This is a genomic window from Pseudophaeobacter sp. A-200-2 (genome assembly GCF_041008815.1).
GTDB classification, from domain to species: domain Bacteria; phylum Pseudomonadota; class Alphaproteobacteria; order Rhodobacterales; family Rhodobacteraceae; genus Phycobacter; species Phycobacter gallaeciensis_A.
In genome coordinates, this window is the sequence record NZ_JAXGFU010000013.1 from 43,116 (window position 1) to 66,270 (window position 23,155).

Below are 23,155 nucleotides of genomic sequence, written 5' to 3' on the forward strand. Positions count from 1 at the left end.
AGTTGCATTAAGTTTTTTACTGGATACGGTTTTTGCCAAGTTGCACCCGAAACCGAACAACGAGGAATAGCCATGCGTTCTTTTACTAAACTCGCTTCAGCTGCCGCGGTGGCACTGGGCCTGGGGGCAGGTGCTGCCGCCGCCGATACAGTCAAGATTGGCGTCTGCGTGTCCTGGCCCGGCTACGCGATGCTGGAGGTTGCCCGTCAGAACAATCTGATCCCCGACCACGACCTGCAGATCACCATCTTCGAAGATCCGCTGGGCGGGCACGCGGCCCTCGCGGCGGGTCAGCTCGACGTTTACGGCTGCACGGCGGATTACACCCCGCTGACCGTCGACCGTGGCACCGATGTTGTGAACGTGGCCTTCCTCAACCCCTCTTACGGCGTCGACCACATTATCCTGGCCCCTGATACCGAGGCCGCCGACCTGCCCGGCAAGAAGGTTGCGGCGCCGCAGGCCTATATCGGTCACCTGCTGATGGGCATCTGGCTGGATTCGCTTGGCGTGACCCCGGATCAGGTCGAATGGGTGAACCTGAATGCAGACGAGGCCGTTGGTCCAATGCTGTCGGGCGATCTGGCGGCAGCCTATATGTATGAGCCGTGGATCTCCAAGGTGCTGGAAGCCAGCCCGGGATCGAAAAGCGCTGTCAACACCGCCGATCCTGAGGTTCTGAAGACCGGGATCTTCATGGATGCGCTCTACATGAACAAGAACTTCATCGCTGAAAAACGCGATGTGGCGCTGGCGGTTCTGAAGGCACGCTGGGATGGTCTGGGATACTGGAACCAGAACGTGGCCGAAACCAACAAGGCGATGGCAGAGTTCCTGCAATGGCCGGAAGAGGACATCGGTTATGTGATCGGCACCAACGGCAAGAGCTTTGAAGGCGGCATCTACATGCTCGACTTTGATGAATCCGCCCAGCTTTGCGGTGTTCTGGACGGCGAGCCGCCCTTTGGCATGGCCAATGGTTCCATGATGGATTCCGTTGCGCTGACCAATGACTGGTGGGTTAAGCTGGGCCTGATGGACAAGACTGTCGATGCCGCTGCCGGGATCGACTGTAGCCTGATGGGTGATCTGGCCGCTTCTGGCTACCGTCAGTCGCTGACCGCCAATTAAGCCAAAAAGCAGAAGCGCCTGTCGGTGCTTCTGCCCCTTCCGCCACAGGAGGAAATCCGGTGCCCTCGCCAACCCGCTCCAAACGCTTTCTGGAAATCCGCATGCCGGTCACCCGGCGCCAGCGCATGCTGTCTGCCTTTGGCATCTGGGCCGTGTTCTTTGCCGTCTGGACCTTGGCAGCAGCCACCGGACTGGTGAACGACCTTCTGGTTCCCTCGCCGCAAAAGGTGTTCAGCGCCACCTATGATCTGTTTGTCGCGCGCGATTTCGCCAGCGATGTGCTGGTGTCGATCACCCGCGTGTTGGTAGCCTTTGCCATGGCCTGCGCGGTTGCGGTGCCGCTGGGCGTGATGATGGGCACCTTTGCCTCGATCGAGGCGATCTTTGCGCCTTTCGTGTCGGCCTGGCGCTACCTGCCCGCGCCGTCCTTTATTCCGATCCTGCTGATGTGGTTTGGCACCGGCGAAGCCCCCAAGCTGGCGCTTCTGTTCATCGGCGTCATCTTCTTCCTGGTCACCCTGATCATGGATCACACCAAGAACGTACGCAAAGAGCTGATCGAAACCGCGCTGACACTGGGCGCGAACCGCTATGTCGTGGTGTTGAAGGTCGTCTTCCCCGCCGCGCTGCCCGATATCGTGGTGGCGATGCGGCAGATGCTGGCGATGGCCTGGACCTATCTGGTGATCGCCGAGATCGTCGCCTCAACCACCGGCATCGGCGCCATGATGATGCGGGCGCGCCGCTTTCTCAAAACCGATGAAATCCTGGCCGGGATCATCGTCATCGGCGCCCTTGGCCTGCTGTTCGACCTTCTCTTTGCCGCGCTGCACCGCGGCCTGTTCCCCTATCTCAAGGAAAAACGCTGATGACCGCAACGCTGGTTGATATCTCGAACCTGTCCAAGGCGTTCGACATCGGGCGCGGCCAAAAACTCCAGGCGGTGCAGGACGTGTCATTCTCCGTCGAGAAGAACTCCATCTGCGTGCTGCTTGGCCCGTCGGGCTGCGGCAAATCCACCATCCTGCGCATGATTGCAGGGCTTGAAACCGCAACCGAGGGCGAGATTGTCGTCGGCGGGCGCAAGGTCGACGGGCCGGGGCGCGACCGGGGCATGGTGTTTCAGGCCTATACGTCGTTTGACTGGCTGACAGTGCGCAAGAATGTCGAATTCGGTATGAAGATCAACGACGTGCCCGCGCAGGAACGCCGTGAACGCGCCGAACATTTCCTCAACCTCGTGGGCCTGTCCAAATTCGCCGATGCCTACCCCTCGCAATTGTCCGGAGGCATGCGGCAGCGCGTGGCCATCGCCCGCACCCTGGCCAATGATCCCGAAGTGCTGCTGATGGATGAACCCTTTGGCGCGCTCGATGCAGAAACCCGCTGGCTGATGCAGGAGCTGATGATCGATGTGGCGGAAAAGACCAACACCACCATGGTGATTGTCACCCACGACCTGGAAGAGGCAATCTTTCTGGCGGACAAGATCGTCTTTCTCTCAAGCCATCCGGGCCGCCTGAAGGAAGAGATTATCCCGGCTTTCAAGGATGGGGCGCGCATCGCGGACAAGGAACGCATCGTACGCCTTGAGGGCTACGGTGCGCTGGAAGAAAAACTGATGCGGCTGATGCGCGAAGAAGGGCACCGGGATGAATAAGCCGAACACAGACGGAGGCGCAGCATGAGCGTGAGTTTCGATTTCTCCGGCACATCCGTTCTGGTCACAGGCGCCAGCAGCGGCATCGGTTACGGCGTGGCGATGGGCTTTGCACGGGCAGGGGCCGACCTCACGATCCTGTCGTCGAGCGATGCGATCTTTGCAGCGGCAAAAGAGATGCCCGGCAAGGTGCAGGCGATCAAATGCGATATCTCGGATGCCGCAGCGGTGACACAGGCGCTGGCGCATGTCGAGAAACTGGACGTGCTGATCAACAATGCGGGATTGGAACGCCCGACGCCGCTGACCGGCAAGAACCCCGAGGGCAACGCCACCTTTGAACAAATCGTCGGGATCAATATCACCGGCACCCAGAACGTGACCGATACTCTGGTGAACCGGATCAGCGACGGCGGGCGGATTATCATCACCGCGTCCATCTGGGCCAAGACCGCCGTGGGCGGGTTCTCGGCCTATGTCGCCTCCAAACACGCCAATGTGGGCCTGATGCGCACCTGGGCGCAGGAGCTGGGACCGCGCGGCATCCGTGTCAACGCCGTCTGTCCGGGGTGGGTCAAGACCGGACCTGCGATGAACTCCCTGCGGGAACTGGCTGAAACCAGCGGCCAAAGCGAAGAGGAATTGTTGCAGGAAATCGTATCTGCACAGGCCATCGGCGGGCTGATGGAACCGGCGGATATGGCTGCGACTTATATGTTCCTTGCCAGCGATGGTGGCGCGAATATCACCGGGCAGGCGATCAACGTCGACCGGGGCGAGGTGATGGCATGAGCCTGCAAGGCCAGACCGCGCTAGTCACTGGCGGCGCGCGCGGTATTGGCCGGGCGATCTGCCTCGCGCTTGCCGATCTCGGCGCGGATGTCGGGTTCTGTCACTATGACGACCCCGAGGCCGATGCGACTTTGGCCGCCATTAACCAACGCTCGCGCGGTTTTGCCATGAGCGCCGATGTCGCCGATGAGCAGGCAGTCGAGGGATTTTTCGACGCGGCCTTCAAGGCCCTTGGCGCGCCCGACATTCTGGTGAACAACGCGGGGATCCTGCGCGAAGGCCCATTGGCCGAAACCGAGGCCGCGGATTTCGACCGGGTCATTGCGGTGAACCTTAGAGGGAGCTTCCTCGCCTCCCGCGCCTTTGTGCGCCGAACGGACAGCGGGCGGATCATCAATATCGCCAGTGATCTTGGCCTGCTGGGACGCGAAAACATGCTGGCCTATACCGCCTCAAAAGGCGCCATCATCACCATGACCCGGACGCTGGCGCGCGAACTGGCGCCGGGGATCCTGGTCAATGCCGTGGCGCCGGGCTCGACGGAAACGGATATGACCAGCCCCCAGAACATGAGCCCCGAGGCCATTGCCAAGGATCTCGACACACCACTTGCGCGCTTTGGCCAGCCGCGCGAAATCGCCGATATGGTCGCCTTTCTCGCCAGCCCGCAGAGCGGTTTCATCACCGGGCAATGCTTTGGCGTCAACGGCGGCAGCGTCATGCTTTGATCAAGGATACCCCCCATGACTGACTCTTTCTTCCACCCGGTTTCCGGTTTCGATGTGCCGCGCTTTGCCGGTGTTCCGACCTTCATGCGCCTGCCGCATCTGTCGCTTGATGATCCGCGCCTGAAGGACGTGCAGGTCGGCCTGATCGGAACCCCGTGGGACAGCGGCACGACCAACCGCCCCGGCCCACGCCACGGACCGCGCCAGCTGCGCGACATGTCGACAATGATCCGGGCGCAGAACGGCGCCACCGGCGTGCGCCCGTTCGAGATGGTGAATTGCGCCGATCTGGGCGATGTCGGACCGAACCCGGCGGACCTGCATGACAGCATGGACCGGATCACTCAGTTCTACGATCAGGTCGTGGCCGCCGGTGTCATCCCCCTGACCGGCGGGGGTGATCACCTCTGCTCCCTGCCGATCCTGCGGGCCTTGGGCAAGAGCGCCCCCTTGGGCATGATCCATTTCGATAGCCACACGGACCTCTTCAAGGATTACTTCGGCGGCACCCAGTACACCCATGGCACACCCTTCCGCCGCGCCATCGAAGAGGGCCTGTTGGATCCAAAACGGGTGGTGCAGATCGGCATTCGCGGCACCACCTACGACAGCGAAGACCGTGATTTTGCCGATGCGGTTGGCGTGCGGGTGATCGCGATCGAAGAGTTCCATGCCCGTGGCCCAGAGGATGTGATGGCCGAAGCCCGCGAGATCGCAGGTTCGCAGCCGACCTACGTCTCCTATGACATCGATTTCGTCGATCCGGCCTTCGCACCGGGTACCGGTACGCCCGAGGTCGGCGGCCCGAACTCGTTCCAGGCGCTGCAGGTTGCCCGTTTGCTGAAGGGGGTAAACATCGTGGGCGCCGATATTGTCGAGGTTTCACCGCCCTTCGATCAAAGCGGCGCGACCGCCTTTCTTGGGGTCTCCATCATGTTCGAGATCCTGTGCAACCTGGCACTGGCTCTGGGGGAACACTCAGAATAACTTGGAGAGAGACAGCGCATCGCGGATTTCCAGATGGCATGTGGCCCCGTGAAATGGGTGCCACAGACCAATAGGAGAGGCGGAGCGCTGTTTCTGCTGCATGCAATGTGACGCAATCTGCTGGGTCACCATTGCTGACGTGGTATCAACACTCAATTGCAAAGCGCACGGTTTTTCGCATCAGGCACCCAGGGGATGCTTTTCCGAATTCGAAAAGCACCTGAGGAGACCGCAATGCGCTTTACAACTCTACTGGCGGCCACGCTTGGCCTTGCCATGGCAGCGCCCGGCTATGCCGGTGACAGCACCCCCACCGTCGGCACTAGCCCCTGGGGACCTAAGGATGAACTTGGCGCCTTGAACCTGATGACCGAAGACACTCGGGCAGCGATCCTGTCCCGTGTTGCGGGGGGGCAGGTTTTCGACCTTTCCGTCGAGTATTTCATCGGCATGCCCGGCTGGCACGCGGCGGGCGATCCCCGGTACCAGTTCTGGATGACCCATACCCCGCGCGGTGCGGCGATTGATGACCCGCTGGGTGTTGGCCGGGATATCGGCGAACACGTCAGCTACACCGGATCGGCGGTGTCGATGTATACCCATACCGGCACTCATATCGACGCCCTGAACCACTTTGGTCTCAACGGTGAGATTTTCAACCATTTCACTGCGGATGAACATCTGGGCGATACCGGTTGGAAGGTCACCGGCGCAGAGACGATCCCCCCCATCGTGGCCCGTGGCGTGCTGATCGATGTCGCTGCGGCAAAGGGTGTGGAGATGCTGCCCGAAGGTTACCGCGTCACGCAGGCGGATCTAGAGGCCGCGCTGGAGGCGCAGGGAGTTGCCTTGCAAAAGGGCGATGTGGTCCTGATCCGGACTGGACGCATGCAGGTCTACGAAGAGGCTGACCAGTTCTCGCACAACCCGCCGGGTCTTGGCATGGAAGCGGCGCGCTATCTGGCAGAGGACTCCGGCGCGATGATCGTCGGGGCAGACAATCTGAGCTTTGAGGCCTTCCCGTCAGAGGTCGAAGGCAACTACGTTCCGGTACACACCTACCTGCTGTCGCAGGTCGGCGTTCCGATCATCGAACTTGCCTATCTGGAAGAGTTGTCCGCCTCCGAGGTTTACGAGTTTGCCTTCGTGGCCGGCTCGCTCAAGCTGCGCGGTGCGGATGCGGCTCCGTTGCGCCCGATTGCAATGCCCCTGCAATAAGGCGCCGGACGGGCGGCTGGAGGTCAGAGGTCAGCCGCCCAACATTGTTTTTTGGATCGCCGCCGATCAGGTGTGGGGCTCGGATGGCTCAGCCTTGCTCGGTCATGCGGTCCGATTTTTGCGCATGCCGTTCCGCCACACGCGCCCGGGATGCGGCAAGATGTGCCCGCGCAGCGCGAGCCCGGTCCTGTAGCCTGTCATCAGGCACTTCAGGTGGGAAGCCGCACAGAACGTTGAAGCCTTTGTGGTCAGTAAACGCCCACTGAGCTGCCAAAAGCTGGTAGCATTTCAGATCCCAACCTTCTTCATCCGGTTCAAACCGGATACGCCAGTTGCCCCTTACCTGAACCGGCAGGCGCAGCCGCCGGATCTGCATCATGGCCTCGTGGCCGTTTGTCGCCGTGCGCAACCCCTGTTCCCGCAGTTTCTTGATCCGGTGCAGCAGGCCTGCTGCCTCAGGTTTGCGGCGGCCGGCAAAAAGCACTTCGATCTCTGCGTCGGGTCGGACGATCCCCTTGATCAGCAGATCTCCCCGGTTGTTGCGGTTGACCACGGGGATCAGCTCCACAGGCACATCGCGCAGCTCACGCTTGAACAGGCCGGCGTCTTCGCTTTGCGGAGTCACGTGCTTTTGTTCTAGGCGTCTGTTCGTCATGCGAATGTCCGGGCGCTGGTTCATAGGGCAGACAGGGCGATAAATGCTATCGTCCTGCTTTCACCCGAAGATTTACCGCGCGCCGGTTAACAGGGCATTGAAAACAGTGTCTTTCTGCGACCAAGCCACGGGATCATTGCTCCCGGAATGCGCGTGACATGCTGTCCTTCACCGGTTTGATCAGATATTCAAAGAAGGTCCGTTCCTCGGTTTCGATCATGATGTCGGCAGGCATCCCGGGCACCGGCGCGAAGTGCGACACCCTCGCATATTCCGCTGACGACAGATCGATATGGGCGACATAGACCTCGCGGGCGATGCCCTGCGAGGTGTCGGTGATGGAATCCGCCGACAGGTAGCTCACGTGACCGGTCAGCATCGGCGTGGTGCGCCGGTTCAGCGCCGAAAGCCGTACCGCCGCGACCTGTCCGACGCGGATACTGTCGATATCAGTGCGCGGCACCAGGGTTTCGATCAGCAGGGGTGCATCGGCGGGCAGGATCTCGGCGATGGGTTTGCCGCTTTCGATGACGCCGCCAGAACTGTGGTAGTAAAGGCGCACGATGGTGCCGTTGACGGGCGCCACTACGGTCGAGCGGGACAGCACGTCCTTGGCCTTGCGGGCCTTTTCGCGGATCGTGTCCAACTCGGCCTGCACCGCCTGCAGCTCATCCAGCGCCTTGCGCCGACGTTCCGTGGTCAGTTTTTCGATCTCCAGCTCAAACTTAAGCCGGGATCGTTCTATTTCTTCAACCTCTGATTCAATCCGTGCGATATGGCCATCTGTCTCCAGCATCGCGCGGCGCACATAGTTGAATTCGGGGCGCCGGATCAGGCCGCGTTCCAGCAGGGCTTCCTTGTCGCTTAGCTCTTCGCCGAGGTTCACGCCCCGCGCGCGATAAGCGGCCAGCTGCGCCTTGTAGCCCTTGCTGCGGATTTGAAGCGAGGCGATACCGTTCTCCAGAATCTCCAGCTCCTTTTGCTGCATGTGCCGGGCCGAGGCAAAGGATAGCCGCTGATCCTCAACGATTTGGGCCACCTGCTGGCTCTCTTTGGCCAGTTGCAGAAGGCGGGGGGAGAACGTGACCTCCTCCGCCTCATCATATTCGGCCCGAACCCGCGCTTCGGCGGCCTCAAGCCGCGCCTTGCGGAACTCCATTTCGCGCAGGTCGGCCTGCGCCGCTGTCTGTTTCAGCTGGATGATTTGATCGCCCTTGCTGATGCGGTCGCCCTCGGAGACAAGGATCGCCTCGATGATGCCACCTTCCAGGTGCTGGACGATCTTGTTCTGGCCGGTGGCGACGAAGCTGCCCTGTGAAATCACCGCCGCCGCCAGCGGCGCGCGGAAGGCCCAGGTGCCAAATCCGCCAAAGGCGATGGCAAAGAGCGCGATGCCAAAGATCACATGCTTGCGGATCGAGCGGGGCACCTCGTGGTGCCATTCCATGAGATCGACGGTCTGTGTCATTGAGCGTTCCCCCCTTGTGTGGGCGTGGTGCCCCCCTCGGGACCACGGGTGTTGCCTTGCTGGAAATTGGCCAGCTGCTTCAGCACTTCATTGCGATGCCCCATCAAGGCGACATTGCCGTCCGACAGCAGCATGATCTTGTCGACCACACTCAGCAGCGTTGGTTTCTGGGTGATGACCACCACGGTGATCTTGTTCTCCTTGGCGTGCTGAATAGCGCGCGCCAGCGCCTGATCACCCGCGACATCCAGGTTCGAATTCGGCTCGTCCAGAACCAGAAGCCGCGGATTGCCAAAGAAGGCCCGGGCCAGGGCGATACGCTGTTTCTGCCCACCCGACAGGGGCGATCCATCCGCTGCCACCATGGTTTCATAGCCCTGCGGCAGTGACGCGATCATGTTGTGCACGTCGGCCAGTACCGCAGCGCGGTGGATCTGTTCGTCGGTGGCATCATCGCGCATCCGGGCGATGTTCTGTTTGATGGAACCGGGGAACAGCTGCACGTCCTGTGGCAGGTAACCGATGTTCTCGCCCAGCTGGCGCGGCTCCCAGTTTCGCAGATCCATCAGATCAAGCCGGACATTGCCCGAGGTCGGCAGGATCGACCCCACCAGCATCTTGCCCAGTGTCGTCTTGCCCGCGCCGGAATTGCCGATCACCGCCAGCGTATCGCCGGGTTCCAGAGAAAATCCGACAGCGTTCAGCACCACCTGTTTGGTGCCGTTCGGGACATATAGCAGCCGCTCTACATCCAGCCGACCTTGTGGATCGGGCAGGCGCAGCCGTTCGAACTGATGGGCAGAGCGGGTGAGAAGGTTGGAAATCCGACCATAAGCCGAGCGCGACAGCAGGAAGGCGTTCCAGCCTTCGATGGCGCCTTCGACCGGGGCCAGCGCCCGACCGGCAATGATCGAGGCAGCAATCACCATGCCGCCGGTAATCTCCCCGGCAATCGCCAGATAGGCGCCCCATCCCAGCATCCCGACCTGTGTCAGCAGCCGCACGCCGCGCGAAAGGGTGGCAGACATCACGTTGCGGTCTTGCGCGCGGACCTGCGAGGTCAGCGAAGCCGCAGTGTCGCGGCCCCAGATGGTGACCGCCTCAGGAATCATCGCCAGCGCGTTGATGATCTGGCTGTTTCGAGTCATGGAATCGAGGTGCATATTCGCTTTTGACTGCGCCAGGTTCGCCTCGGCAAAGGGGCGCGCGGTCATTTTCTGGTTCACGTTTGCGATCACCAGCAGAACGATTGCCGTTCCCGCAACGATATAGCCCAGATGCGGGTGCACCAAAAAGATCGCGACCATAAAGATCGGCGCAAAGGGCACGTCGAGAAAGGACATCAGCGTGCCGGAGGTGAGGAAACTTCGCACCTGCTGCAAATCGCCCAAGGCCTGATACTCGCGCCCGGATCCGTGCAGCGAGGCATGCGCCGCCGCGCTCAGGATCGGCGCGCCAAGGCGGGCAGCCACCTCGACCGCGGTGCGCATCAGCATGAAGCGTCGCACCGCGTCAAAGACTGACTGCAGGATCACCGCGCCGGCAATCACCAGCGTCAGCATGATCAGCGTATCCACCGAGCGGCTGGTCAGCACGCGGTCGGAGATCTGAAACAGATAAAGCGGAATGGCCAGCACCAGAACATTGGTGGCGCAGGTCATCAGCATCACGAAGCCCATATTGCGCCGGACCGCCACGACGCCTTCGCGCAGGCTCTTTTCGTAGTTCTGTGGTCCAAGCCGCCGGTGGAACCGTGCAGGCCCGCCACCGCCGCCATTGCCGCCTCCGTTGCCGCCATTGCCGCCGCCATTGGCAGGGGGCTCTGCGGCGTTGTCCTGCTTGCGCACACGGGTATTGATCTGCCCCTCCAGCGTTGTCCCGCCCAGCCCGCGGGCCGGTGGGGTCATGCGGCCTTCCTCGGGGGCTTTCTGTTTCGCTCTGGCAGTCTGTAAGGCCTGAGAGATCGGCCCGGCCTTGGGGGTCGGCCGGGGGTTGGAGGGGGGCGCGACTTCCGGGTCGGCAGCCTTCATCGTCTCAGGTGTGATCTCGGCCTCTGCCGGGGTAGGTTGCGGCATTGCGAGAGAGGGGGGGCTATCGCTTGCGGCAGGTTCGTGGCCCGATTTGGGAGGTGTCGGTTCCTCGGTGGGTCGGCGCATGTGGCGCTCCAGGCAATAGGGCGCGGGATCCGGTTTGGCCTCCGGCTGCTCCGGCCCGAACCGTTCCAGCTTTTGCTGGTCTTGATCGTCGGTGACCAATGTCAGAGTGCTTGTTTGCTCTTCCTGTTGCGGAGCCGTGGCTACGTTGTGCGGGAAGCCTGCGGTTCGACCAGATTTTAGTGAAGCTGCGGCCTTTGCCTGCAAGACCTGCAGATCTTTTTGGTTGTCGATTGCTTCTTCTTCCTCGGTGCCGCAGCGTGCATCGTATTTGATAATTTTCATGACACTCCCCCTGTGTTTCGTCCCTGTTTCTCGTCCGTGTGTTCGTCCCTGGTCTCAGTCCCTATTGGTTCAGGCCAGCATCGTCTGCATGACATCCAGATGTGCGGGCGCATCGTCTTGGACCGCGGTTGACGCGGCTGTGTGATCCGCATCCCCGGCGTTTCCGGTGGCATTCAGATCGGTCAGAAAGGCCACCGCTTCGCTTGCCAGTGGCGCTTCGGGGCCGGGGGCAAGACGCACATCGGTGGGCGGCGCATCACCGGAAATCAACTGGGCCTGGTACAAGACCGCGTCCGAAAACACCGATCCGCCCGACATCACATGAGAAGGCAGACCGTTGTCGAAGATCGTGGCCAGATTTACGGTCGCATTGGCGCCCGTGCTGACCATCGCCGCATCACCCGGAGCCTCAGGGGCCTCGGGGCCGTCCGGGGCGTTGGGGATGTCGATCAGGTCGCTGTCGGAGAGGACATTGATCTGGGTGACCTCGCGCATCTGGATGAGGTCGCCGCCGACATAAAGGACGCTCAGCACCTCCTGCGGGCCCCAGAGGCCGCTGGTCAGAACCGGCGACAGATCCGGCGCTTCGGGGTCGAACCCATCCAGCAGGGCGCGGAAGTCCCCGGTGAGGGCGCTGATCTGGTCTTCTCCGGTATGGGTGATCGACGCGCTGTTGATCAGCGCGTTGTCCGAGCTTTGGCTGGCTGCGCCGGGCTGTGAGGCGGCGGTTGGCTCGGGGTGGGGCAGCCAGAAATCCTCATCCAGCAGGATATTCGTCTGCGTGATCGTGTTCTGTATAATCATGTCGCCGACGACGATGATCAGGTCATAGGCCTGACCAAAGGTGCCGGTGAAGTTGAAATTGACGGCTTGGTTTTCGCCGGTGGACAGGGTGGTTTTGCTGCCGGAGGTGGTGAAGGAGACCGTATCCTCATCCCGGATCATATTGATCTGGTGAATCCAGTCATAGGTGATCAGGTCCTCCTCGATACAGGCGAGGGTCACCAGGCCGGGCAGACTGCCCGCGCTGCCGGTTGCGGGCGGGGCGGTTTCTGTCGGCTGTCCGTCAAAACTGGCTGCGTTGATCAGCTGGTTGTCCTCTTCGGGCCGCGCAGCGTCATCCCGCAGCACGTTGACCTGCGAAATTACATCCAGGCTGGCCACGTCGCCCCCGACCGCGATGACGGCCGCATCGACGCCACCGCCGCTGATTATCGCTTCGTTGAGAGCGAGGTTCTCGCCAGTGGTCTGGGTTGGGGTGTCGGCCGCCTGTGGTGTTTCGTCCGTTTCTGTTTCGGCATCGGGTTGCAGGGGTTGAGGCAGTGCGTCCTGCCAGGCGGGTAGCTCCGGCTCTGCCTCACCGTTCACTGTCACACCCTGCAGGGATGTGCCCGTGGCGATATGGATTGTAGCGGCCGGTGTCTGCGCCGCAACATCATCGGCGCGGTCGAGGATCTGCGTGACGATCGTTTCGCCCACCTCGGCCGGGCTTGGCAGGTCGTTCTCCTCTGCCAGATCGGCAGATTGACTGGAAAACTGATCGGTAGCGAGGGTGACGGCCTCAGGATCCAGCACCTGCAAGCGCGCGGCCAGGACTTGCAGCTCCATCAGGTTCTCGCTCTGAGTCTGCACGAAGCCCTGAGCGGTTTCTGTGGAGATGTTCAGATTGTCCTGATCCACCAGCGTGTTCACCTGCAATGTAACATGTACGGAAGCGCCCGGCGGCGATGCTGCATGGACTGGCGGCAGAGCGCCGCTCGGCCCGGCAACACTGGCCTGCTCCAGCGGAGGCGCCAAGGCGCCTGACGGCAGGTGGACATCAGACGGTGCCAGAGAGGTTTGCGGAAGAGGCTGCGGCGCCTGGGGCGCGGGTGTCGGTGCCGGAAGGCTGTAAGGCGTGGCATCCTGAGCCTGCGGGGCGTACCCCTGTGGGCCGTAGACGAAATCGCGGGCTGCGGAGTGTTCCTGCAGCAGGTCGAGCATCTGTTTCTTTTGTTGGAACCGGAAGCTGCTATATTCAATACGTGAATGTGTATTTTCGGTAACCGTTTGAAAGAGGCCGATAAAATATGCGATCGCTTCTGTCGTCTTGTCCATAAACATGGCGGACGCTACCGATACGGAAAAAGAGTTTCGGGGCAAGCCCGCGCGATAGATACGCCGCGCGGGCCGGTTTCTGGTGGGGTGCCGGCACGTTGTCCGACACCCCCGGCTGTGGGGTCAGCCGTCGTCTTCGCCGGTCAGGGTGTAGGTCGAGTTCAGATCGTGACCGACGGTGGTCATGTCCACGGTATTGCCAAGGACATTTGCACCCATGGTGATAGACTGGTTGAACGCCGTGGTGTCCAGGATCGCATCTGCCGAGGCATAGGATTCGCCTGTGACGAAGCCGTCATCCCCGTTGTGCGATCCCCACATGCCGCCGCTGCCGCCGCTGCCGCCGTCACCACCGACGGCCATCGCTGCGTCGCCGCCGATCACCGAGGAATGGGCCGCGCCTGCAGTGGTGCTGCCACCAACCGCGCTGCCGGTTGCGCCGCCTGCACCACCGGCTGCGCCGGCTGCACCAGCCGCACCAGAGGCTGCGCTGGAATGTGCGCCCGCAGCGATCCCGCCGCCTCCGGCCATGGCGCCAGAGCTGGCCGCCGCGATCGCCGCAGCCGCATCGCCGCCTTCCAGGAAGTCGAGCAGGCCAAGGTCAATACCACCTTCGACCGCTGATGCACCTGCAGCCGCGCCACTGGCCGCTGCACCGACACCGACGCCAACATTCACGCTGGTGGCATCGGCCGCGCCGCTGGCGCCGCCCTGAGCAGAGGCTGCGCCGCCGCCGCCGCCATCACCGGATTCGACATCGTCGGATTGCGACCAGCCGCCAAAGGCTGCGCCAAGCGCGTCACCGCCGCTGGAACCGGCGTCTCCGCCGCTGGAGCCGCTGCCACCTTCGGCCGCGATGCCTTCGTCAGCCTCTGCCGAGCCACCGGTGGCACTGCCATTCTGGTTGAAGCCGGCGCCGGAATTGGTGACATCCGGATCATGCAGCGAGTCGTTGTCATTGAGCTTGTTGTTCATGACGTTGACGGTGCCGACATCATTGCCCGGGCCGTTGAGCGCATTGTTGAGCAGGTTTTCCAGGTTCACGTCATCGCCGATGTCGTAGTGCATATCGCCGTCTTCGGTCATCAGCACATCACCAATCGAGGAGCCACCCTGCACGTCGATGTCGGCAAAGTCGTCATCGTTGGGCATGTAGCCTTCCATATCGATATCGATATCCACGTCCACGTCCGTATCGGTGGTGTGGGAGCTGTCGGTGGCCGTGCGACTGATATTGGTGTCGCTGTTGGTCGTCGTGGTATTGTTGTTGTTGGTGTTGCTGTCCGTATTGGTGTTGGAATCGACGTCCTCGTTGTAGTCGTAATTCCAGTTGCCATTGGCGTTACCGTTGGCGTTGCCGTTCAGGCTGGCGTTGCCATTGAGGTTCAGGTTGCCGTTGCCATTACCGTTGAGGTTGAGGCTTTCCTGGGACTGCGCCTGACCCTGACCTTGGCCCTGGGCTTGCCCCTGACCTTGTCCTTGATCCTGGTCCTGGGTTTGTTCCTGATCGCCGTTGTCGTTATAGGTCACCGGGCTGTTGTTGAACCATCCGAGCGCGGTTTGATTGTTTTTGATAGACATTGCTTTGGGTCCTTTGTCGGTTTGCCCGCTGCGACCGTCAGTCATCTCTAAAACGGCCATCTCCGGGCGGTTGAGTTCAGCCGGGCATGTGTGTCCAGCTGGCTTCGGGGAACGCCGCCTTCAGCAGGCATTGGCATTCCGGGCGCTGCAATAAGCGCTGGACCAGAGTGCGCGTGGACCGGGTGAAAAAATAGCTGGATGAAATATTAATGCTCGAACCGGCGTGGTTTCTTTCCGCTTAGAACAAATGGGCAAAGTTTGTAGTGGGATTCGGAAAGTCGGGCAGGGGGCTACTACCGATTCGGTCTATTTCAGCAGAAGCAAGCCCTTTCCGCAAAGGACCCAGGTCAGCGGCTGTCAAGAGGATGGTCAGCGTCGCGTCGACTGAAAAAATGTTAGTTAATATAACGTTAAGATTTTCCTGGTGCAGGGCGCTCGGCCCCGGGGCAGGCGGCTTCGCGTTAAGTCTAAAGGTTAATATAAATTAGAATTTCACCTCTTGGTTCGATTTGTGTAATGTTTATTCAGAGGTGGTCGCGCCTAACAGCGCCGGGGGGCCATCCCGATGGGGGAAGCTGACATTACCGGCGACAAAAACCGCACCCTTGCTGTTGAGGATTGCGACAGACACCCGATGTAAAAATATTGCAACATTTGAAGCCGGACTGTTGAGCAGTCGGTCCCGACCTCGATGGGTTGTGGAGTAGTGTTATGAGTGTAAAGTCTATTACGATCCTAGGCGGGGGGGCGACCCTGTCCGAACAATGTGCCCGTGTGATCAAGCAAGAATATGCGGGTGTTCAGCTTATTCGGCTGAAGAGCATCGACCAGTTGAAGATTCTCGAACATTCCGAGGGCATGACTGTTCCCGGTCCAACCTCCCTTGCGCTTGTCGAGCAGGAGGTCATCGAAGAGGATATCGAAAAGGGCCTTGAGGCCGTCAAACTGCTGGCTCCGAAACGGGTGGTTCTGGCCTATCACGACGATGATGTCGCTGCCGAGTTCTACCGGCACGTGCGCGGACGGCAGGAGCTAGGCCGTTTCGGGTTCCTGCCGATGAACCTGCAGCTTGATTGCTGGCTGTCGATGCTGCGGTTGCTGATTCTTGATCAGGGCTGCGTTCCAAACGCGCTATTGGCCAAGGTGCGGCCCCAGGCATCTTCCCGGGTGAGCGAGCAAGTCACCGGCGGCTGCCGCTGCGCCGACGCGAACCTCACTCCGCGCGAGAACGAGATCCTGCGTCTTGTGGCGCGGGGCAAGCAGAACAAGCTGATCGCGGCCGATCTCGCGGTTTCGGAGCACACGGTGAAACTGCACATGCACAATATCATGAAGAAGCTGGGCGTGCGGAACCGGACCGAGGCTGCCGGGCTATACTTTAGTGAGGCTCGGACCGGATGACCCTGGCGGCCGATCAGAACTTTTCTCAGTTGCTGATGTTGGTCGGTCGCCTCAACTACACCTGGACCAATACCGAAAGCCTGTTCATCCATCTGATTGCGGGGCTGACCGATACGGATACCGAAGCGGCGCTGATCATCTTTCTGACGCTCAACACCACCCGCGCCCGGGTCGAACTGGTCGAGCGCCTGGTCAAGCTGGAGCGCTGTGACCGAGAACTGCGGGGGCGGGTGCTGGAGGCGACCAAGCTGATGATGCGCCAGTCTGCCCTGCGGAACAGGTACAATCACTGCATCTATTCCTTTGACAAGGACGCGGGCATGGCGCGGACAATTCTGATGCGCATTTCCGACCGCAAGGACCGGCTGAAGATCGGGCAGACAAGTGATGTCGATGATCGCGCGATAGAAGAGATCGAACGCACGATCGCCACGCTTCAGGACGTTAACAGCACCATTTGGAAGATCGTTCAGGATTACGGGTTTCCGACCTGACAGGGCCGACCAGGGCCGCCGCCGCGCCCGTGGACACGGCGGCGGTGAGGCGTGCGTGGTGTCAGGCGGCCTTTGCCAACAGGCTGCCAAGCGCTTGCAGGGCACGCGAAACGCCTGCTTCGGTGGTGATGGTTCCCGGGGACATGCGCAGGATCTGACCGCGTGCATCCATATAGATCTGCTGGGCGCGTAGATGCTCCAGCACCTCCGGCGCCGGGGTGTCCTGCGGCAGGGAAACCATCAGGCTGCCGCCACGCTTGTCAGGATCCAGCGGGCTGGCCAGCCTCAAGCCAAGAGAGGTGAGCCCGTCGCACAGCTGCTGCGACAGGGCGCGGTTGTGGGCCACGAAAGCCGCATCGTCCTGCTGCATCCGCCATTGCAGCGCGGGCAGGCTGGCGATGGCAGGCAGGCAGGAGGGGGTACCATTGTCGAACCGGCGTGCATCCGGGGCAAAGGAAAAGGCATCCAGCGCCCAGGAGAATGGGTTGTCCTGGGAAAACCAGCCGCGCAGGTCCGGCTCACACTGCGGCAGCAGGCCTTCATCCACGTAGATAATACCGGCGCCTGGCGTGCCACAGAGCCATTTGAGGCTGGTAGAAATCACGAAATCGGCCTTGGGTTTGGCCACGTCATAAGGCAGCAATCCGGCGCCTTGGGTGATATCGACGCCGATCAGGCTGCCCATCTTGCGGCCATGGGCAGCCAGACGTTCAATGTCGCTGCGGTGTGAACTGGTGGAGCTGATCCAGGTGAGCAGGGCCAGACCGACGTTTTCGTCCCATTCGGCCAGAATATCGTCATCCTCGACCCAATGGGCGCCTTGCCGCATGGCAACGGTCTGCAGGTCGAACTCGTAACGCTCCGAAAGACCGCTGAGCAGGAAATGCAGCGACGGAAAGCCATCCTCGGCCACCAGGACCTTTTTGCCTTTCAGTGTTTCGGCAGGCAGGGCACCGATCACCGACATCAGTGCGGCGGTCACGTTTTCGGCTGTGGTAAGGGTGCCTTGCGGCGCCTTGATCAGTTGTTCCCAAAGGTCAATGAACTGCTGGCGCTTGTGCAGGACCTCGCCCCATTGTCCGTCGTCGAAGGCGGCCCAGGTCTGGGCAAAATCATTCAACCCGCGGGACAGGTCGGTCTCTTTTTCGGGGTAGTGGCCGATGGAATGATACAACAGGTAGGCGTCGCCGCCGCCGGAAACTGCGGACATGGTCTTCTCCGTGGAATGGGATTGGGCGCCGGAGGCGCCGGGATTAGGATGGCTCAGCCGGGGATTAGCGGTAGCCACGTTTATAGTGTTGTTCGAGCCAGCTGGTGAAGCGGACCAGAGGCCACAGGAACGCGGCATAGATGGCCGCAGCCAGCAACAGCGGGGTCGGGTTGGCAAACAGCGCCTGCGCATCAGTTGCCTGTTTCAGCAGGTCATCCATCGCCACCACCGAGGCCAGCGAGGTGTCCTTGATGATGGCAACACAATAAGACGCCAGCGGCGGGATCATCATGCGAAAGGCCTGCGGCAGCACGACCTTGCGCATGGTGGTGAGAAACGAAAGGCCAAGCGCCTCGGAGGCTTCGAACTGGCCCTTTGGTACCGCTTCGATGCCCGCGCGCACCACCTCGGCGGTATAGGCGGCCAGCACCAGTGACAGGGCGATGGTGGCCGCGACGAAAGAAGAAAAGACGATCCCGGCAAAGGGCAGGGCGTAGTAGACGAGGATCAGCACCACCAGCACGGGGATCGCGCGCAGAAGATCAATGTAAAAGGTGGCCAGCAGCCGGAAGGGTTTCGCGGCATAAAGCCGGACCAGACAGATCAGCACGCCAAGGCTGCCACCCACCAGGATCGCGGAGGCGCCCAGAAACAGCGTATTCAGCAGGCCGCGCATCAGGATGGGAAAGGCGCGCTGCATCACGTCCAGATTGAAGAAGATATCGAAAATTTCCATGTGATACTCTGCTGTCTGTAGGACGTTGGGCCAAAGGGTTGGCCCGGCAGGCGCAGCGAGGGTGGGCGATCCCACCCCCCGCTGCGCCCAACGTTTAGTCTGCCGAGGTCGGGACCGGCAGCGGGGTCACGGTCAGGCTGTCGGCCTTGGGCGCAACGTGGAACCATTTCTCGTAAAGCTTCGCCATGGTGCCATCGGTCTTCATCTCTGAAATCGCGTCGTTGAAGGCCTCAAGGCGTTCCGATCCCTTGGGCATCATGATGGCGAATTTGTCCCCGGTCGGGATCTCGGCCGCAATGGACAGGCCGGTCATGTGTTCCTGATTGAAGGCATAGCGCAGGCCGACGATGTCATTGACGGCCGCGTCGATACGACCGCTGCGCAGATCCGTCAGCATGTTGGCGGTGCTGTCGTAGCTGGAATAGGACGCATAGCCGATTTCACCTTCGCGCTCTTTCAGCCAGTTTTCAGGGAAGGAGGTCGCGATGGAACCGACCCGCTTGCCGCCAAGGTCCGCAACGCTGGCGATGCCTGCGCCGTCCTTGGTCCCCACACCCAGAGCGCCGGAAAAATAAGGCTGGGTAAAGGATTGCGCCTCAAGCCGTTCGTTGGTGATGGTGAGCGAGGAAATCACCGCATCCACCCGACGCGATGCGGTAGCGACGAAAAGCGCCCGGAAGTCGAGACCGCTGATCTCGGCTTCGGCGCCGATGCGAGAGGCGATTTCGTTGATGATGTCGACCTCGAAGCCTTCGAACTTGCCGTCTTCGTTCTTGTACTCCCAAGGCGGGTTGGCCGGGTAAGAGCCGATCTTGAGTGTCTCCTGCGCGGTTGCCGCAAGGCCGGATACCGCGACCATGGCCGCTGCGGCCAGTCCGGTAAGCATTCGAGTTCTGAAAGTCATGGGAAACCCCCTTGTTGAAGCAAACTGCGCGGTTGATTGGGCTCCGCGCTTATCGTCTACGGTAGTCAGAATCAGTATACGGCTTCAAGCTTTTATTTTAAGTATAAACCTTTTCAGGCCTTATATGGCTGTGTATAAAGGGATTAGTTTGTTGTTTCTGTATACGAAAGTAGGGGCTCACATGTCGGATACACCTAAGCGGCACATGAAGGATGTGATCTATGATGCCTATCTGGGGCGCATTCAGCGCGGTGAACTGACCCCCGATGACCGTCTGGTGGATACCGCCATTGCAGCGGAGTTCGAGGTGTCGCGGATGCCGGTGCGCGATGCCCTGATGCGGTTGACGCACGAGGGCTATCTGGCAAGCACCACCCGGGGCTTCACCCTGCCAACGCTGGAGCCGCGACAGATTCTGGAAATCTTTGAATTGCGACGCCTGTTGGAGCCACGGGCTGCCGCACTCGCCACGCATGAGCTGACGGCTGATGATTTCGAGCGGATGCAGCAGGCCGTTACCCTGTCTGAAAGCACGCTTGAGACAGGAGACATAGAGGCGCTCTACCGCGCCTCCGAGGATATCCGGCGGACCTGGGTCATGGCGGTTCCGAATGCCGAGCTGCGCGACACGATCCAGCGCTACATGGTGCAGATACAGGCGGTCCGCATGGCAACCCTGCGCGACACCCAGGCGCACCGGGTACTGGTCGCCTTTCACCGCCGCATGCTGGAGACTTTCAAGAGCCGCAGGAGCGCGGATGTGGAGCTCTTGCTGATGCGTTTCGTGCTGGCCGGGGAGGATAGCTACCTGCGGGTATCGGGCCGTGAGGCGGACACAGAATGAACTACTGGCGCCACAGCCCGCGCCGCACTTCAAAGGCTTTTCAGAGGCAGAACATGACCAATCCGACACTGACCAATCCGGCCTAGACTGAGACGCGCGAAGAGGCCGTGATCCAGATTTCCGGTCTCAACAAATGGTATGGCGACTTTCACGTGCTAAGGGGGATCGACCTGACGGTGAAGAAGGGTGAGCGGATCGTCATCGCTGGGCCATCAGGATCGGGTAAATCCACGCTGATCCGCTGCATCAATCGGCTGGAGGCCCATCAGGAAGGGCAGATTGTCGTCGATGGCACCGAGCTGACCTCGGATTTGAAGAACATCGGGCAGGTGCGGTCCGAGGTTGGTATGTGTTTTCAGCACTTCAACCTGTTCCCGCATATGACGATCCTGGAAAACTGCATTCTGGCGCCAATGTCCGTGAGGGGCTTGTCGCAAGCGGAGGCCGAGGCCACTGCCCGCAGTTTTCTGGCAAAGGTGCATATCGAGGACCAGGCAGAGAAATATCCCGGGCAATTGTCCGGTGGTCAGCAGCAGCGGGTGGCCATCGCCCGGGCCCTGTGCATGCGGCCCCGCGTGATGCTGTTTGACGAGCCGACGTCGGCCTTGGATCCTGAGGTCATTAAGGAAGTTCTGGACACCATGATCGAGCTGGCAGAAACCGGAATGACCATGGTTTGCGTAACCCATGAAATGGGATTTGCCCGGCAGGTGGCGGATCGGGTGATCTTCATGGATGAGGGAAAAATCATCGAGGAAAACACGCCAGAGCTGTTTTTTTCTGCGCCACAACACCAACGGACCCAGGGTTTCCTCAACCAAATTCTTGGCCATTGAGGGGGGGCGTCCGATTGCTCAGAAAACGGAATGAATGCGGAAAATTGAACCTGTTTTCCGTTTGATTCACCTTTCCAAAGGGGCGGGGGTAACCGGATATACATTAATTTTACCTAGCGTGAAGATCTCCAGGGCGTGTGTTGTCCTGCAACAGCACGGCTATGAGCGCTCTGTGAAGGCTCCAAATAGGTAAGTAACTATGCACCGTTTCTCTCTGCGCACTCAGGTTTTCTTATTGGGCGGCACCTTTGTTGCCATGCTTGCGGCCATTGCCGTGACATCCTGGCTCGTAAGTAACCGTCTCACCGAAAGCATCTATCAATCCCGCCTCGTGGTCGCTCAGCTGAAAAGCCTGGACGACATGAAAGAAGATATCGAACAGGGGCTGGCCGATCTTCTGGCCTATACCGGCGGCGATAATGCCGGTCTGGCCGGTCTGCGCGGCAACATCGAAGAGGTCGTTGCCGAAGTCGAAGCCGCCAAAGGTCGTTTCGTCGATGTTTCCATCGCCAGCGCACGGCAACCGGATGTCTTCAAGACCGTGATGACTCTGACGCCGACCTTGGACAGCTTTGCTGCAACGACCGCGGCTCTTGAACGGGCTGCACCCGAAGAACGGCGGGATCTGGCCTATGCCGAGATCGTTCCGGCCATTGCCCTCCTGCGTGATACCGTGAATGGCCTGCAAGACACGATGGGTGAGCGCACACAGGCGGTCGAAGCCGAAATCACTCAACTGATTGAGCGCAGTCGGCTTTTGCAGCTCGGTATCAGTGTTGCCGCCATGGCCGGTGCTCTGATCATGGCGCTGGTGTTCGGTGTGCTTCTTAGTCGTCCCATCGTCGAAGCCGCTCGTGCGGTGAAGCGGCTGATGGACGAGGATTACAGCAGCGAAATCGCGGATACCCATCGCGGCGATGAAGTCGGAGAGATTGCCCGCAATCTTGCCGGGCTGCGTGACCGGCTTGCCGAAGCGCAGGTGACCGAGCAGAAAAACCAGCACGAGAATGCACGCCGGGTGGAATTGTTCCAGATCCTCAGTTCGTCGATGGCGCGACTGAAGGGTGGTGACATGCAGCAGCGCATTCCCTCTGGCGACTGGGTCGATCTGGGTGAAAGTTATGAAATGCTGTGCATCGACTTCAACGATCTGGCCTCGGCGCTGGGCGATCTTGTCGAGGAATTGCGGATCAGTGCCGGCGCTGTGGATCAGAACGCCCGCAGCCTGTCCTCGATGTCCGATGAAATGTCGCAGCGTGCCGAAACCCAAGCCGCTACTCTGGAAGAATCCGCTGCCGCGTTGGAGCAGCTGTCGGCCAGCGTACAATCGGCTGCAGAACAGGCACAGGCTGCTGATCAGCAGGCCAAGGCCGGGCGCACCCGCGCCGAAAGCGGTGGTCAGGTCATGCAGGAGGCCAAGGCGGCGATGAGCTCGATCGCAGAAACCTCGGAAAGCATCACCAAGATCATCACCGTCATCGACGATATTGCCTTCCAGACCAGCCTGCTTGCGCTCAACGCTGGCGTCGAGGCTGCGCGGGCGGGTGAAGCGGGCCGCGGTTTCGCTGTTGTCGCCTCCGAGGTGCGCGGTCTGGCCCATCTGGCGGCCAAATCGGCCAATGATATCAAGGAACTCGTCGGCAGCAGCGCTAAGCAGGTTGCAGAGGGCGAACGCCTGGTAGAGGCAACCGGTGACACGCTGAGCGAGATCGTCAAGAGCGTCACCGAGGTTTCTGAGCTGGTGTCCTCCATCGCCTCCTCTGCCACCGAACAGGCCTCGGGCCTGCAAGAGATCAACGTCGGCGTTGCACAGCTGGATCAGGTCACGCAGCAGAACGCGGCTATGGTCCACGAAACGATCGGGGCAAGCCAGAAAATGCAGAGCGAATCCTCGCGTCTGACCGACCTGTTGCAGCGTTTCGCAGGCACTTCGGACGCGGAACAGCAAGCGGCCTGAGCGTCGGCTTGGCGATGC

At 60.8% G+C, this 23,155-nt stretch carries 20 protein-coding genes; 12 read left to right on the top strand and 8 right to left on the bottom strand.

All coding sequences use genetic code 11. The features are described from left to right. The first annotated feature begins 72 nt into the window (after window positions 1-72). From SM766_RS18180 to SM766_RS18210, 7 genes are all read left to right on the top strand, one after another. Window positions 73-1,131 (top strand): ABC transporter substrate-binding protein, encoded by a 1,059-nt coding sequence (locus tag SM766_RS18180; protein WP_368948691.1) that lies wholly within the window; start codon window positions 73-75, stop codon window positions 1,129-1,131. 59 nt (window positions 1,132-1,190) lie between these two features. After that, window positions 1,191-2,000, top strand: coding sequence for an ABC transporter permease (locus tag SM766_RS18185; protein WP_368948692.1), 810 nt, complete (start codon window positions 1,191-1,193; stop codon window positions 1,998-2,000). Further along, complete coding sequence (locus tag SM766_RS18190; RefSeq protein ID WP_368948693.1) at window positions 2,000-2,791, top strand: ABC transporter ATP-binding protein; 792 nt, start codon at window positions 2,000-2,002, stop codon at window positions 2,789-2,791. The genes SM766_RS18185 and SM766_RS18190 overlap by 1 nt, the downstream gene beginning before the upstream one ends. Window positions 2,792-2,815: 24 nt before the next feature. Beyond that, window positions 2,816-3,583 (top strand): SDR family NAD(P)-dependent oxidoreductase, encoded by a 768-nt coding sequence (locus SM766_RS18195; RefSeq protein WP_368948694.1) that lies wholly within the window; start codon window positions 2,816-2,818, stop codon window positions 3,581-3,583. Further along, on the top strand, window positions 3,580-4,311 hold the full coding sequence (locus tag SM766_RS18200) for an SDR family NAD(P)-dependent oxidoreductase (RefSeq protein WP_368948695.1): 732 nt from the start codon (window positions 3,580-3,582) through the stop codon (window positions 4,309-4,311). The genes SM766_RS18195 and SM766_RS18200 overlap by 4 nt, the downstream gene beginning before the upstream one ends. A gap of 15 nt (window positions 4,312-4,326) precedes the next feature. Beyond that, window positions 4,327-5,298: an agmatinase gene (gene speB / locus SM766_RS18205; RefSeq protein ID WP_368948696.1), complete on the top strand. Its 972-nt coding sequence runs from the start codon at window positions 4,327-4,329 to the stop codon at window positions 5,296-5,298. A 234-nt stretch (window positions 5,299-5,532) separates the two neighbouring features. Beyond that, entirely contained in the window at window positions 5,533-6,516 is a 984-nt protein-coding gene (locus SM766_RS18210) for a cyclase family protein (protein ID WP_368948698.1), read from the top strand. Between the two features lie 88 nt (window positions 6,517-6,604). Here the strand turns inward: SM766_RS18210 and SM766_RS18215 are convergent, their stop codons facing one another. The 5 genes from SM766_RS18215 to SM766_RS18235 form a co-directional block, all read right to left on the bottom strand. After that, window positions 6,605-7,171 carry a hypothetical protein gene (locus SM766_RS18215; RefSeq protein WP_368948699.1) on the bottom strand — a complete coding sequence of 189 codons (567 nt, stop codon included), beginning with the start codon at window positions 7,169-7,171 and terminating at the stop codon, window positions 6,605-6,607. Between the two features lie 133 nt (window positions 7,172-7,304). Beyond that, window positions 7,305-8,639, bottom strand: coding sequence for an HlyD family type I secretion periplasmic adaptor subunit (locus SM766_RS18220; RefSeq protein WP_368948700.1), 1,335 nt, complete (start codon window positions 8,637-8,639; stop codon window positions 7,305-7,307). Then, window positions 8,636-11,077: a type I secretion system permease/ATPase gene (locus tag SM766_RS18225; protein ID WP_368948701.1), complete on the bottom strand. Its 2,442-nt coding sequence runs from the start codon at window positions 11,075-11,077 to the stop codon at window positions 8,636-8,638. The genes SM766_RS18220 and SM766_RS18225 overlap by 4 nt, the downstream gene beginning before the upstream one ends. Before the next feature lie 69 nt (window positions 11,078-11,146). Next, complete coding sequence (locus SM766_RS18230; RefSeq protein ID WP_368948702.1) at window positions 11,147-13,060, bottom strand: hypothetical protein; 1,914 nt, start codon at window positions 13,058-13,060, stop codon at window positions 11,147-11,149. A gap of 237 nt (window positions 13,061-13,297) precedes the next feature. Continuing rightward, on the bottom strand, window positions 13,298-14,755 hold the full coding sequence (locus SM766_RS18235) for a hypothetical protein (protein ID WP_065272815.1): 1,458 nt from the start codon (window positions 14,753-14,755) through the stop codon (window positions 13,298-13,300). A 711-nt stretch (window positions 14,756-15,466) separates the two neighbouring features. On the opposite strand from SM766_RS18235, the gene SM766_RS18240 reads away from it, so the two are divergent. Together SM766_RS18240 and SM766_RS18245 are read left to right on the top strand one after the other, a co-directional pair. Continuing rightward, complete coding sequence (locus tag SM766_RS18240) at window positions 15,467-16,156, top strand: helix-turn-helix transcriptional regulator (protein ID WP_082996106.1); 690 nt, start codon at window positions 15,467-15,469, stop codon at window positions 16,154-16,156. Beyond that, on the top strand, window positions 16,153-16,650 hold the full coding sequence (locus SM766_RS18245) for a hypothetical protein (protein WP_368948703.1): 498 nt from the start codon (window positions 16,153-16,155) through the stop codon (window positions 16,648-16,650). The genes SM766_RS18240 and SM766_RS18245 overlap by 4 nt, the downstream gene beginning before the upstream one ends. 61 nt (window positions 16,651-16,711) lie before the next feature. Here SM766_RS18245 and SM766_RS18250 read toward each other — a convergent pair whose 3' ends face one another. The 3 genes from SM766_RS18250 to SM766_RS18260 form a co-directional block, all read right to left on the bottom strand. Continuing rightward, window positions 16,712-17,860 (bottom strand): aminotransferase class V-fold PLP-dependent enzyme, encoded by a 1,149-nt coding sequence (locus tag SM766_RS18250; protein ID WP_368948704.1) that lies wholly within the window; start codon window positions 17,858-17,860, stop codon window positions 16,712-16,714. 64 nt (window positions 17,861-17,924) lie between these two features. Then, window positions 17,925-18,596, bottom strand: a complete 672-nt coding sequence (locus SM766_RS18255) for an amino acid ABC transporter permease (RefSeq protein ID WP_368948706.1) — start codon at window positions 18,594-18,596, stop codon at window positions 17,925-17,927. A 94-nt stretch (window positions 18,597-18,690) separates the two neighbouring features. Further along, the gene (locus tag SM766_RS18260; protein ID WP_368948707.1) at window positions 18,691-19,500 is read right to left on the bottom strand and encodes an ABC transporter substrate-binding protein; all 810 of its coding nucleotides are present in this window, start codon (window positions 19,498-19,500) and stop codon (window positions 18,691-18,693) included. Window positions 19,501-19,681: 181 nt separating this feature from the next. On the opposite strand from SM766_RS18260, the gene SM766_RS18265 reads away from it, so the two are divergent. From SM766_RS18265 to SM766_RS18275, 3 genes are all read left to right on the top strand, one after another. After that, complete coding sequence (locus SM766_RS18265) at window positions 19,682-20,344, top strand: GntR family transcriptional regulator (RefSeq protein ID WP_065272820.1); 663 nt, start codon at window positions 19,682-19,684, stop codon at window positions 20,342-20,344. 107 nt (window positions 20,345-20,451) lie between these two features. Then, on the top strand, window positions 20,452-21,180 hold the full coding sequence (locus tag SM766_RS18270) for an amino acid ABC transporter ATP-binding protein (protein WP_368948708.1): 729 nt from the start codon (window positions 20,452-20,454) through the stop codon (window positions 21,178-21,180). A gap of 199 nt (window positions 21,181-21,379) precedes the next feature. After that, a complete protein-coding gene (locus SM766_RS18275; RefSeq protein ID WP_274832856.1) occupies window positions 21,380-23,137 on the top strand; it encodes a methyl-accepting chemotaxis protein in 1,758 nt (585 codons plus the stop codon). Window positions 23,138-23,155: the final 18 nt, after the last annotated feature.

Bases quoted from the DNA above. Each gene is read 5' to 3' on its own strand.
- SM766_RS18190 (WP_368948693.1), top strand. From the start codon at position 2,000: ATGACCGCAACGCTGGTTGATATCTCGAACCTGTCCAAGGCGTTCGAC.
- SM766_RS18180 (WP_368948691.1), top strand. From the start codon at position 73: ATGCGTTCTTTTACTAAACTCGCTTCAGCTGCCGCGGTGGCACTGGGC.
- SM766_RS18195 (WP_368948694.1), top strand. From the start codon at position 2,816: ATGAGCGTGAGTTTCGATTTCTCCGGCACATCCGTTCTGGTCACAGGC.
- SM766_RS18275 (WP_274832856.1), top strand. From the start codon at position 21,380: ATGCACCGTTTCTCTCTGCGCACTCAGGTTTTCTTATTGGGCGGCACC.
- SM766_RS18225 (WP_368948701.1), bottom strand. From the start codon at position 11,077: ATGAAAATTATCAAATACGATGCACGCTGCGGCACCGAGGAAGAAGAA.
- SM766_RS18255 (WP_368948706.1), bottom strand. From the start codon at position 18,596: ATGGAAATTTTCGATATCTTCTTCAATCTGGACGTGATGCAGCGCGCC.
- SM766_RS18250 (WP_368948704.1), bottom strand. From the start codon at position 17,860: ATGTCCGCAGTTTCCGGCGGCGGCGACGCCTACCTGTTGTATCATTCC.
- SM766_RS18240 (WP_082996106.1), top strand. From the start codon at position 15,467: ATGAGTGTAAAGTCTATTACGATCCTAGGCGGGGGGGCGACCCTGTCC.
- SM766_RS18230 (WP_368948702.1), bottom strand. From the start codon at position 13,060: ATGCTCGACCTGCTGCAGGAACACTCCGCAGCCCGCGATTTCGTCTAC.
- SM766_RS18220 (WP_368948700.1), bottom strand. From the start codon at position 8,639: ATGACACAGACCGTCGATCTCATGGAATGGCACCACGAGGTGCCCCGC.
- SM766_RS18245 (WP_368948703.1), top strand. From the start codon at position 16,153: ATGACCCTGGCGGCCGATCAGAACTTTTCTCAGTTGCTGATGTTGGTC.
- SM766_RS18260 (WP_368948707.1), bottom strand. From the start codon at position 19,500: ATGACTTTCAGAACTCGAATGCTTACCGGACTGGCCGCAGCGGCCATG.
- SM766_RS18200 (WP_368948695.1), top strand. From the start codon at position 3,580: ATGAGCCTGCAAGGCCAGACCGCGCTAGTCACTGGCGGCGCGCGCGGT.
- SM766_RS18215 (WP_368948699.1), bottom strand. From the start codon at position 7,171: ATGACGAACAGACGCCTAGAACAAAAGCACGTGACTCCGCAAAGCGAA.
- speB (WP_368948696.1), top strand. From the start codon at position 4,327: ATGACTGACTCTTTCTTCCACCCGGTTTCCGGTTTCGATGTGCCGCGC.
- SM766_RS18210 (WP_368948698.1), top strand. From the start codon at position 5,533: ATGCGCTTTACAACTCTACTGGCGGCCACGCTTGGCCTTGCCATGGCA.
- SM766_RS18235 (WP_065272815.1), bottom strand. From the start codon at position 14,755: ATGTCTATCAAAAACAATCAAACCGCGCTCGGATGGTTCAACAACAGC.
- SM766_RS18265 (WP_065272820.1), top strand. From the start codon at position 19,682: ATGTCGGATACACCTAAGCGGCACATGAAGGATGTGATCTATGATGCC.